Consider the following 11,048-nt stretch of genomic DNA (forward strand, 5'->3'; position numbering starts at 1 on the left):
GCCCTTCGGCCGCTCCCGGCTACGAAGCGCCGCGGCCCGACAGCACGACGGGCACGGTGCGGACGAGGATCTTGAGGTCGAGCCAGGGCGACCAGTTGTCGATGTAGGCGAGGTCGAGCTTCATCCACTGGTCGAAGTCGAGCTCGTTGCGTCCCGAAATCTGCCAGAGGCAGGTCAGTCCGGGCTTCATCGCCAGCCGCCGGCGCTGCCAGCGCTCGTACTGGGCGACCTCCTCGGGGATCGGCGGGCGCGGTCCGACGAGACTCATGTCGCCTTTGAGGACGTTCCACAGCTGCGGCAGCTCGTCGAGGCTGAACTTGCGCAGGAGCCTGCCGAAACGGGTCACGCGCGGGTCGTTTCGGGCCTTGAAGACCGGACCGTCCATCTCGTTCAGATGCTCGATCTCGCGCCGGCGCTCTTCGGCGTCGGCGATCATGGTGCGGAACTTGTAGAGCGTGAACAGGCGTCCGTTGCGCCCGCAGCGGACCTGGCGGAAGAGCACGGCGCCGCGCGACGTGAAGCGGATCAGCAGCGCCAGGAGGCCCAGGATCGGCAGCGCGAGGACGAGCAGCGCCGCCCCCAGGACGATGTCGAGAGTGCGCTTGAGCAGCAGCCCGCCGACGCTCGTCGGGCCGGTCGAAAAGGTGAGCAGCGGCACGCCGTCGAGGTCCTCGAGCTGCACGCTCGCCTTGGCGTGAGGGAAGAAGTTGAGCGCGAAGCGGGTGATGATGCCCTGCTCCTGCAGACGGAGGAAGAGGTCCTCGAAGCGGTCGAAGTCGCGCCGGTCGATGGCGAAGAGCACCTCGTCGATGACCTGCTCCTCGACGATCCGGCCGAGCTCGCTCACCCGGCCGAGAACCGGCAGGCCGCCCAGGGACTCGGGGATGGCCTCATCCTCGTCGGCGACGAATCCCGCGACGCGATAGCCCCAGAAGCGATGTCCCAGGATCGAGGCCGCGATCGAGCGCGCCGCTTCGTTGGCGCCGACGATCAGCACCGTGCGGTAGTTGAAGCCGTGCGCCCGGACGTAGCGCGAGCTCACCCGGAGGGCGAGCTTTTCGAACAGCAGGAGCGCTCCCGAGAGGAAGGCGAAGAGCGCGATCCAGATCCGGCTGAGGCGGTCGTCGTCGAGCAGGCGCTCGTCGAGGCGAAAGGCCCAGACGATGAGCAGGAAGAGGATCGAGGCGGTCGCGGTGATCCGGACGATCGCCGTCGCCTCGTCGAGCACCGGCACGGTGCGGTGCGAGCGGTAGCGGCCCGATGACCAGAGCAGGAGGGACCAGAGCACCAGGGCCAGGGGCAGGAGCGGAAGATAGCGCTCGACCGGATAGAGCGCGCCGGGAATCCACCGCCCGCCGAGTGCCGGCAGCAGATGGCTGCGCAAGGCATGGGCGAGCAGGAACGCCGCCGAGATCAGGGCGAGGTCGAGCAGGAAGACGAGACTGGCGATGAGACGGGCTTGCTGCTTGAGCATCGGTCGGAGCGAAATTCTAGCCGATCCCCGCGGGATCTCCGGGAGTCACGGTGCCCGGAGAACTGGCCGCGTCGCGCAGCAGGTGGGCGTACTGATCCGCGATCGTCTCCCAGTCGTAGCGCTCGGCCGCGCGGGTGGCGGCAGCGCGCCCCCGGCGCGTGACCTCCTCGGGGTCGGTGCGCAACCGGTCGAGGATCGCCGCGAGCGACGGCGGGTCGTCGGCCCGGAAGTAGAGCGCGGTGTCGCCGGCCACCTCGCGATTCTCGGGAGTGTCGTTCACCACCAGGCAGTTGCCGTAGCCCATCGCCTCGACGAGCGCCGGGTGCGTGCCGCCGACCTCGGTCGCGTGGATGTAGACCAGGGCGTGCGAAAGGAGCTGGCGGTAGCCACGGCCGTAGATCGGACCGGGGAAGTGGATCCTCGGGTCGCGGGCGGGCCGGAACGAGGCGATGTAGTCGTTGGCGTAGGGGGCGCCTCCCACCATCAGGAGTGGAATCTCGCCCCCGACGCGAGCGAAGGCCTCGACGACGCGGTGCGGATTGTTCTCGGGCTCGAAGCGCGAAACGTAGAGGAAGTAGTTGCGCTTCTCGACCCCCAGCCGGCGAAGCGCCCCACTCTGCCTGAGCGGCCGCGCGTCGACGCCATAGGTCACGATCGCCGAGGGCGCGCCGTAGCGCGCGAGGTAGTGCGCGCGGATCACCTCGGCGTCGGTCACCAGCCGGTCCGGCAGCACGCAGGCCAGGCGCTCGGAGAGCGCGAAGACTGCACGCCCGAAGGCACCCCATTTGGCGCGGCGCTTTTCGATGCCGTCCACGTTCAGGAGGCTGGGCGTGCCGGCGGCCGACAGCAGTGGCAGGAAGAGGGCGTTCGCGGAGTTGACGACGAGCGCGGCGTCGAAGCGCTCGCCGGCGGCATGCAGGCAGGAGAGCAGCGTGTGTACGGGCGTGTCGAGGTGCTTGGTGCGGATCGTCGGCAGGTGCACCAGGCGCGCGCCGCGAAACCGGGCGCGGCGCAGTGGCGGTCGCACACCGGACCGGCCGCCGGTGCGGTCGCCCGGTCGCGGCGGGGAGGTCCGGCAGTAGACAGTGACGTCGAAATCACGCGCCACCAGGCGTGGCGCCAGCTCCGCGAAGAGCGTCTCGTAGCCGCCGTAGCGCCCCGGTATACCCCGGGAACCGATGAGAGCGACGCGCAGTTTTCTCACAGTGGCTCCGACTGGCGCAGGAACCAGCGTCCGATGGCACGTGCCGGCACCGTGCGACGCTGCTGGACGCGGCGGCGGTGGGCGAGGAGCTCGCGCCGCCGCTGCCAGAGCCAGGTGTAGGCCGGAAGCGAACTGCGTTCGCGCAGCAGCACCCAGGCGAGCGCCGCGAGATCGCGCGCCAGCGTGGCGGGCAACGTCCAAAAAAAGTTGCCGGGCGTCTGGTGGTCGATGCGCAGAAGATAGCGGTTCTTGAGCGAGTGCATGTTGACCGCGGGGGGCAGGGCAGACCGGCGTTCGGGGAGCACCCGGCGGCGGTGGGTCGCCACGGCCGCCGGGTCGTAGAGGATCTCCCAGCCGCGCTCGCGCAGCCGGAAGGCGAGCTCGGCATCTTCGCGAAAGGAATGGAAGCGCTCATCGAACACCTGGCCGTCGAGCGCGACGTCGGCGAGCGCCGCGCGCCGCCAGAGGGTTGCCGCACCGGTGGCGCCGAAGACGCGCTCGGGGGCGCCGTATTGGCCGCGGTCGGGCTCGCCAGAGCCGCGATCGAAGTGCCGCCAGGTCCAGGAGAGCCGCATGCCGCAGGCGTCGAGCCGCGCCGGCTCTGCAACGCTGTCGGAGCGATCGGAGCGATCGGAGCGATCGGAGGCATCCGGGCCGGCGCAGGGTTCGCGGACGAGTCGGCCGGTGACCGCGGCGACGCGAGCGAGCGCGGGATCCTCGAGCCGGGCGACGAGAGGGGCGAGGAAGCCGGGCGAAAGCCGTGCGTCGGCGTTCAACGTCAGCAGGTAGGGCGCCGTCGCGATCGCGATCGCGCGGTTCATCCCGCCGGCGAAGCCCAAGTTGTCGGGCAACGCCACGAGGCGCGTCGCAATGGCCGCCGGCGCCCATTGGCGCGCCACGGCGACGCTCGCGTCGCTGCTCGCGCAGTCGACGACGACGAGCTCGGCGGGCGGCGGGTCGAGGGCGGCCATGGCGGCGAGCCCGCCGGGAAGGTCGTCGGCGGAGTCGTGGGTGACGACGAGGAGCGCGACCGGCACGGGAGCCATCGGAGCCATCGGAGCCATCGAAGCCATCGAAGCGAGGGGCCTCAGGCCGAAGGTTCCAGAGGGTTGTGGAGCTCCTTCGGCTCCGGCGCTGACGGGGCCCATCCGGAGAGGCTCCCGGCCGCGACCTGGAGCAGCGCCTGCGCCGCCTGGCCGCGGCTCGCAGCGCGCGCCGGCCGGCGCAGCGGGAGCAGGAGCAGGCGGCCGAGAGCCGCCGGCCCGGCGAGGGCGCGAAAGGCGAGCGCCCAACCGTGGCCGTGGTGCTTGTCGAGGTAGCGGCAGAGATTGCGGTCGTAGGCAGTGAGGAAGGCGCCGTAGCCCAGGGCGCCGACGGAGCTGCCCTGGCGATGCCGGAAGAGCGCTGCCGGAAGGTAGATCAGTTGGTGGCCGCGCGCGGCGAGCCGTCGCGCGAGATCGACGTCTTCGAACCAGGCAGGGAAGAAGGCGTCGTCGAAGCCGCCGACCGCGTCGAAGATGCTGCGGCGCAGGGCGAGCGCCGCGGCCGCCGGCTGTTCGATCGGTGTGCCTGCCGAAGGCTCGACGGCAGGCCCGCCGCCCGGATTCCAGAACAGGGCATGGGCGAGCAGGGCGAGCGGTGTCGGCAGGCGGCGCAGCTGCCAGCCCGCCTGGGAGCTGCCGTCGAAGCCGACCAGACGCGGTACCACTCCGGCGACCCGAGGCGAGCTCTCGAAGGCGAGACGGACGGCGGCGAGGGCCCCCCCGGTGGGGCGGGCGTCCGGATTCAGAAAGAGCAGGAGCTCGGACCGCGCCGCGCGGGCACCGAAATTCGAGCCGCCCGCGAAGCCCAGATTTCTGCCGGGAGAGAGGAACCGGATGTTGCCGGCCAGCGCTCCGTCCCTCGCGAAGGACCTGCCGAGGCGCTCCGGGAGATCGCCATCCTGGTCCACGACGAGGAGCTCGAAGCGCCGGTCGTCCGGCCAGCCGGCGACCAACTCGGCCACGTCGTCGGCCGCGCGCCAGGCGACGACGATGGTCGAGAGCTCCGGTGTCGTCACGCCGCCGAGCCTATCCGGAAGCGCGCGGCGGCAGCGAGCGCGCGCCGGCTGGCCAGCACGGACGGCGGCGCGAAGGCCGCGAGCCGTGGCAGTGCGCCCGCCCAGCCGGCGACCACGCCCAGGGCGCGGGCGCCGTCGAAGCGCAGGCCGGCGCGGAGCAGATCGCGCAGATCGCGCGCCGCGAGGCGCGGCAGAGCGGAGGCGAACTCGCTGCCGAGCAGTCGCCGGAGTACCAGGAGCCGGTTGCGATGGATCGACCGCCAGCGGCCGAAGGGCGCGCGGCCGGCCGTCGCCTGGCCGGCATGCCGGGCGCATGCCGCGGGGACGCACCAGCTCTCCCACTCCGCCTCGCGCAACCGCACGGCGAGCTCGACGTCCTCGTAGTAGCTGCCGAGCCGCTCGTCGAAAAGGACCCCGGCGAGCGACTCGCGCCGGTAGAGGGCGGCGGTGGCCGAGACGCCGAAGAGCTCGAACGGCGCTGCGCTCGCTTCGGGCGGGGGCTCGCCCGCTCCGACCTGCACCGCCTGCCAGGCGCGGTTCCAGCCGATCCCGCAGCCTTCGACCTGTTCCGGACGGTCGAGCTCCAGGTGGACGCCCTGCACCGCAGCCGCGCGCGGTCGCCGGCCCAGCTCGCCGGCGAGCGCTGCGAGCCAGCCCGGCTCGACAATGAGGTCGTCGTTGACGAGCGCGATGGCGGTGCTCCGCAGATCGGCGTGGACGAGTCCGAGATTGGCGGCGGCGGCGAAGCCGACCGGCTGCGGTAGCCTCAGGAGGCGCTCGCGCGGACGGTCGAGTGTCGGTGCGGGGACTGCGCCCTGGTGCACCCAGACCAGCTCCGCATCCTCGGTTGCGAGCTCGCGGCGCAGGGCGGCGAGCATCTCGTCCTGCCACGGCGAGTGCCCGAGCGAGGGCACGATGGCGGAGATGGCGGAGATGGCCGAGATCGGTCCGCTCAGCGCCACTCGACCTCCGCCCGGTCGAGCACGAAGAACCCCGCCGCACCTGCGGGCGTCGAACCGGCGGCGCGGAAGCTCAGCGGCTCTCCGGCAGTGAATGCGAACGGCCCGGCGGCGAGCGTCTGCCAACCGAGCTCGCCGGCCGACACTACGGCCGGGTCGGCCGGCGAGGGCAGGTCCAGGGTCGCAACGAGCCTTTCGCCGGCGCGAACCTCGAGGGCGAGCGCGGCTTGCGGCCCGGGGAACGGCGCGACCCGCAGAACGAGCCGGCAGGTGCTCCCGCCGGCGACCGGGACGACCGCGATCTCGGCCCCGGGCCGCAAGGCCCAGCCGCCGTCGAAACGTGTGCGATCGACGGTCCACCGTTCCGGGAAGAGCGCCCCGCCCCGGCGCGTCACCCAGGTGTCTTCGAACTCGATGCGCGCGGTCGGGAGCTTCTGGGCCGCGAGCAGGAGCGCGCTCCAGCCGAGAAGCAGCGAGAGCGCCGCGAGCGGCCAGGCGAAAGACGCCGCGCTGCTTCGCGCGCGAGGGCTCCGCCGGCCGGCGCCCCGCCAGCCGATCCCGAGGACGACGAGCGTCACGAAGAGCGGCACGATCCAGGTCGCTGGGCGTGTCCGGACCATGGAGGGAAAGAACCGCACGAAATCGACGGTCGAGCCCGCGGAGAGCTCGTCGAGAATCCGGCTGGAGCCGTCCGCCAGGCTGTAGGCCCAGGCCGGATGAACAAGGTAGATGAGCGCGAGCAGGGCGGAGAGCGCCGCGAGCACCGCGCCGAGCCACCGCAGGCCGAAAGCCGGGCGCCTCCGGGCCAGAAGCGGCGGCAGGAGCATCGCCAACGCCGGCAGCAGAACGACACCGTAGCGGAAGGGCGGCGACCAGCCGCCATACCATTCGCGGCGCATGCCGATCAGCAGGAGATAGGGCAGGAGGGCGACGAGCTCGGAGATCGGAGCCAGCCGGCCGGGGGGAGCGGCAACGACCGACTCCGCGGCGGGATCACGAGGCCGACTGTGACGCTGATGCCAGACGACGACAACCAGGGCCGGCAGGAGGAGGAGCCAGATCGGCGAGAGGGCGAAGAGACCGAACGCGACATCGAAGAACAGGCCGAAGTCACCGCGCACCTGGTCTCCCACCGGCACGGCGAAGATCGCGAGGTCGCTGCCGGCATACATGCGCAGCGGATTGCCGTAGCGCCAGAAGTTCCACAGCCCGAGGCCGAGGAGGGTCGCCGAGGCGAGCAGCAGGAGCTCGCGCCGCCGCCTGCCGGCGCCGCGCAAGCGGGCGATGGCCAGCGCGCCGAGCGGCACGGCGAGGGCGAGAAAGCGCAGTTTGAGCAGCGGCAGAGCGACGAGCGGCAGCGCGAGCGCGAGGAGCTCCCAGCGCGTCGTGGCCGACCTCGGCCCGGCCGATCCCCGGCGGGCGGGGTCGAGCCGCACGAGCGAGCGGCAGATCAGGGCGACGAGCAGCGCGGCCGGGACCTCGACCCAGAACTGTCCGGCGAAGAGCAGGAGCGGGGGAGCGAAGGCGAGGATCATCCAGGCGGCGAGGAGGCCGCGAGGCCGGCGCGGATAGCAGGCTCGCGCCGCCTGCAGGCCGGCGGCTGCCGCGGCCGCGGCGAATGCCAGCATGCCGAGCTGGGCGCCGAACGGTCCCGCGAGGAGATAGAGCGGCGAGAGTGCGAGCGGCAGGAGGGCGCTGTGCCGGGAATAGAACTCGGCGTTCGTCCCGGTCGGATCGCCGGGCTGAGGTTCGACCGGCACGGTCGTGAAGCTCCGCCAGGCCTGATCGCGGTACTCATCGGCGAGATCGACGTCCCCGTCTTCGGCGAGGCTGTGGGTGAGCAGAAGGTAGTAGGGCTCGTCGCCGTCGGGGGCGCGCGCCGTCGTCGTCCAGGGCCAGGCGAAGAGGTAGAGCGCCAGCGGCAGGGCGAAGAAGGGCCAGAGAGACGGCCCGGCTACCGAGCGCCGGAGGCGCACCGCGAGACGGAGGGTGCGGACGCCGGCCAGGACGAGTCCACTGGCGGCGACGAGCTCCGACGAGCCCGGAACTCCCAGCGTGAAGTGCTGCAGCGCGAGCACGATCCAGCCCCCCCAGAGTCCGAGCTCCAAGGCGGAGGTTCGATCTCCCGCGGCGCGGCTGACCGACGCGAAGAGCGCGGCGACGACCGGCAGGACGACCACCATGCCGCGTACGCCGCCGAGCGGCAGTGCCGGCAGGAGGGCGGCGAGTGCGAAGCTCGCCGCCGAGGCTGCGAGAACCTGCCAGGCGGTGCGCTGCACCGGGTTCGGGTTGGGGCTCGCTCCGGCGGGGCTCATCGCTCGGTGGCCAGGAAGAAGATGGCGAGGCTGGTTTCGGCCGGCAGACCGGGGTGGCGTTCGAGCACCAGCTGCCGCGCGCCGAGCGCCTGCGGTAGCTCGAAACGGGCACGAGTCGTCTGACCGAGAAAGCGGCCGGCGCCGGGGATCCAGGAGATCCAGGGCTGCGGCGCCGGGCAGGCGAGCTGCGCCGCGACGTCGGATCGGCCGGCCGCCCATTCGGCGCTGTCCCGGCCGGCGACCAGGGCGCCGTTCCAGGGAGCCCGGGCCCCTTCCCGCCTGCCGCTCTCGTCCGGTTCTTCGGCGAGCGTGAGCGCGGCGATCTCCTGTCCGCAGGCGAGCGCGACGCCGTGGGTGAGATAGGAATCGACCACCAGCGATCCCACCGCGACGCCGGAGAGCTCGAGTGCCATGCGCGGCGAGGCCTGGGTCAGCACGACAGCGCGCTCCGAGAGGAGCCGCTCGGCCACCGGCCGGTCGAGCGACGCCACCGCGCCGAGCAACGTCGCAACGGGGGCGGCGCGCAGCCAGGGAAAGCTGCCGGCGAGGAGCGACGCCGCGGCGAACAGAACGAGGCCGCGGTGTGCGAGCCGCGCTCCGGCCTCGGATCCGAGGCCGGACGCAAGCCCCGCCGTGACGAAGACGAGCCCGACCCACCAGGGCTCCGCGGCGAGCTGCGGAGCGAGGAGAACGGCGAGCGCGACGGCGGTCGCCCTGCGGGGCGCGCCCGGTCCCTGACCCGTCGCGAGAAGCGCGGCGAGCGCCGCAGCGACTCCCGGCAGGAAGACGAGCAGGGCGAAGGTGGAAAGCGCCCGGCCCTCCACGCTTTCCACGTAGAGGCGGTGCCCGTGCAGCACGAGCGCCATCGCCAGCGCGAGCGCTGCGCAGGTGCGGAGTCGGGGGACCGGTCGGGCGGCGAGCTCGAGGCTGCCGAGGATGAGGACCGAGAGCGCGAGGAGCGCCGCCACGGCCGCCGGCCGCAAGCCACCCGAGGGCGGCACCGTGGCGACGAGCAGCGTCGCCGCGAGACCGAGTCCCACATGCACCGGCCGGCGCGCGGTGCCGAGGAGCGAAAGCGGTGCGAAGACGGCGGCGGCCCAGAACGCCAGAAAGAGGGTCTCCGCCGTGGCCGAAGAGCGCCCGGAGAGGGCCGGACCGAGCGTTGCGGCAAGGAGCATCGCCGCCGGCAGTGCCGTTCGAAGCGTGAGGTCGGCAAGCGTCGCAGGCCTCGGGCGCCGGGATCGCAGAGGCAGTCGCGCGCTCGAAGGGGGCGGCAAGGGCGGGCTCATGGTCGGATCAAGAGTCGCTGTCGGCGCGGTAGCGGCACATGGGAGCGGAGATTCGCTTGCGATCCTAGCCTTTCGGGGTCGATCCGGCTGCGATCGATGCGGCTCACCGGAGTCTACGAGCGGGAAGGCGGGGCCGTTGATAAGCTTCGCGCACCATGTTGTCCCGCGAGCTCCTGCGTAGCGATCCCGAGAGAATTCGTCGAGCCTTCATCGACCGCGGCCAGGGTCCGGCGACCCTGGACGAATGGCTGCAGATCGACGCCGAGCGCCGCGGGGCGGTCACCGAGATCGACGAGCTCAAGCGGCGGCGCAACGAAGCGAGCCGCGAGGTTGGAGCGCGCAAGAGCAAGGGCGAGCCTGCCGACGACCTGATGGCCGAAGTCGGCGGCATCAAGGCCCGGCTCGAGAGCCTCGAAGCCGCGCTCGCAGGCCTCGACGAGCAGCTCGCCGCACTCGAGCTCCGTTTTCCGAATCTGCCCGATGCCTCCGTGCCGGTCGGCAGCGACGAGACCGCGAACCGGGTCGAGCGCGTCGTCGGCACGCCGCGGGAGTTCGACTTCGAGCCCAAGCCGCACTGGGACCTCGGAACCGACCTCGGTATTCTCGATTTCGAGCGCGGCGCCAAGGTCACTGGCGCGCGTTTCACGGTCTACTACGGCGCGGCGGCGCGCCTCGAGCGCGCCCTGATCTCCTTCATGCTCGACCTGCACACCGGCAGGCACGGCTACCGCGAGGTCCTGCCGCCGTTCATCGTCAACCGCGACAGTCTCGTCGGCACCGGCAATCTGCCCAAGTTCGAGCAGGACCTGTTCCATCTCGAAGGCACCAACTACTACCTCGTGCCGACGGCCGAAGTGCCGCTCACCAATCTGCACCGCGAAGAGGTGCTCGACGAGAGCCTGCTGCCGTTGCGCTACACCGCCTACACGCCCTGCTTCCGCAGCGAAGCCGGCTCCTACGGCAAGGACGTGCGCGGCCTCATCCGCCAGCACCAGTTCAACAAGGTCGAGCTCGTCCAGCTCGCCACGCCGGAGACCAGTTTCGCCCAGCTCGAGGAGATGGCCGGCCACGCCGAGCGCGTGCTGCAACTGCTCGAGCTGCCGTACCGCGTGATCTGCCTGTCGACCGGCGACATGGGCTTCGCGTCCACCAAGACCTACGACCTCGAGGTCTGGCTGCCGTCGCAGAAGACCTACCGCGAGATCTCCTCGTGCTCGAACTGCGGCGATTTTCAGGCACGGCGCGCCAACCTGCGCTGCCGCACCGAGGGCGGAAAACCCCGTCACCTCCACACCCTGAACGGCTCCGCCCTCGCCGTCGGCCGCACTCTGGTCGCCATCCTCGAAAACTACCAGCAGGCCGACGGCTCGATCGCCATCCCCGAGAAACTCCGCCCCTACCTCCCCGGCCTCCCGCGCATCGTCAGGGAAGGCTGACGCAGGCCCCCACTGATTGCGTAGACTCAGCTGTAACAGGACCGTCCGGACGGGTCCGAGCGCAAGGCGGGCGCCCGAGGAGAGCGCGAGACGTACTTGGGTACGTTGAGCGATCGCCGAGGAAGTCCAACGCCGCGATCGGGCCCGGACTGACGGTCGTCTCGAAAAGGAGGGGTGGCGGAGTGGTCGATCGCGGCGGTCTTGAAAACCGCTGGGTCCTCACGGATCCCGGGGGTTCGAATCCCTCCCCCTCCGCCATGCTCCTCGCGTCGCGGCCTACTGCTGCGCCAGGACCCCGGTAGGCGCGCCGTT

At 71.7% G+C, this 11,048-nt stretch carries 8 protein-coding genes and 1 tRNA gene; 2 read left to right on the plus strand and 7 right to left on the minus strand.

From position 1 onward, the window contains the following. Window positions 1–19: 19 nt before the first annotated feature. From KBI44_13790 to KBI44_13820, 7 genes are read right to left on the minus strand one after another with little or no spacing between them, the layout of a single operon-like run. A complete protein-coding gene (locus tag KBI44_13790) occupies window positions 20–1,474 on the minus strand; it encodes a sugar transferase (protein ID MBP9145553.1) in 1,455 nt (484 codons plus the stop codon). Between the two features lie 16 nt (window positions 1,475–1,490). Then, window positions 1,491–2,678 carry a glycosyltransferase gene (locus tag KBI44_13795; protein ID MBP9145554.1) on the minus strand — a complete coding sequence of 396 codons (1,188 nt, stop codon included), beginning with the start codon at window positions 2,676–2,678 and terminating at the stop codon, window positions 1,491–1,493. Continuing rightward, entirely contained in the window at window positions 2,675–3,742 is a 1,068-nt protein-coding gene (locus tag KBI44_13800) for a glycosyltransferase (protein MBP9145555.1), read from the minus strand. The genes KBI44_13795 and KBI44_13800 overlap by 4 nt, the downstream gene beginning before the upstream one ends. A gap of 23 nt (window positions 3,743–3,765) precedes the next feature. Beyond that, the gene (locus tag KBI44_13805; GenBank protein ID MBP9145556.1) at window positions 3,766–4,737 is read right to left on the minus strand and encodes a glycosyltransferase family 2 protein; all 972 of its coding nucleotides are present in this window, start codon (window positions 4,735–4,737) and stop codon (window positions 3,766–3,768) included. Continuing rightward, window positions 4,734–5,699 carry a glycosyltransferase family 2 protein gene (locus KBI44_13810; protein ID MBP9145557.1) on the minus strand — a complete coding sequence of 322 codons (966 nt, stop codon included), beginning with the start codon at window positions 5,697–5,699 and terminating at the stop codon, window positions 4,734–4,736. Before KBI44_13810 ends, KBI44_13805 begins: the two co-directional genes overlap by 4 nt. Continuing rightward, window positions 5,690–8,011 (minus strand): hypothetical protein, encoded by a 2,322-nt coding sequence (locus KBI44_13815; protein ID MBP9145558.1) that lies wholly within the window; start codon window positions 8,009–8,011, stop codon window positions 5,690–5,692. The genes KBI44_13810 and KBI44_13815 overlap by 10 nt, the downstream gene beginning before the upstream one ends. After that, window positions 8,008–9,300 carry a hypothetical protein gene (locus KBI44_13820; protein MBP9145559.1) on the minus strand — a complete coding sequence of 431 codons (1,293 nt, stop codon included), beginning with the start codon at window positions 9,298–9,300 and terminating at the stop codon, window positions 8,008–8,010. The genes KBI44_13815 and KBI44_13820 overlap by 4 nt, the downstream gene beginning before the upstream one ends. Before the next feature lie 155 nt (window positions 9,301–9,455). On the opposite strand from KBI44_13820, the gene serS reads away from it, so the two are divergent. Then, window positions 9,456–10,736, plus strand: coding sequence for a serine--tRNA ligase (gene serS, locus KBI44_13825; protein ID MBP9145560.1), 1,281 nt, complete (start codon window positions 9,456–9,458; stop codon window positions 10,734–10,736). A gap of 168 nt (window positions 10,737–10,904) precedes the next feature. Next, window positions 10,905–10,994: transfer RNA gene (locus KBI44_13830), tRNA-Ser, on the plus strand. The last annotated feature ends 54 nt before the right edge of the window (window positions 10,995–11,048 follow it).

The organism is Thermoanaerobaculia bacterium (assembly GCA_018057705.1).
Lineage (GTDB): Bacteria > Acidobacteriota > Thermoanaerobaculia > Multivoradales > JAGPDF01 > JAGPDF01.

Bases quoted from the DNA above. Each gene is read 5' to 3' on its own strand.
- KBI44_13815 (MBP9145558.1), bottom strand. From the start codon at position 8,011: ATGAGCCCCGCCGGAGCGAGCCCCAACCCGAACCCGGTGCAGCGCACC.
- KBI44_13800 (MBP9145555.1), bottom strand. From the start codon at position 3,742: ATGGCTCCGATGGCTCCGATGGCTCCCGTGCCGGTCGCGCTCCTCGTC.
- serS (MBP9145560.1), top strand. From the start codon at position 9,456: ATGTTGTCCCGCGAGCTCCTGCGTAGCGATCCCGAGAGAATTCGTCGA.
- KBI44_13790 (MBP9145553.1), bottom strand. From the start codon at position 1,474: ATGCTCAAGCAGCAAGCCCGTCTCATCGCCAGTCTCGTCTTCCTGCTC.
- KBI44_13820 (MBP9145559.1), bottom strand. From the start codon at position 9,300: ATGAGCCCGCCCTTGCCGCCCCCTTCGAGCGCGCGACTGCCTCTGCGA.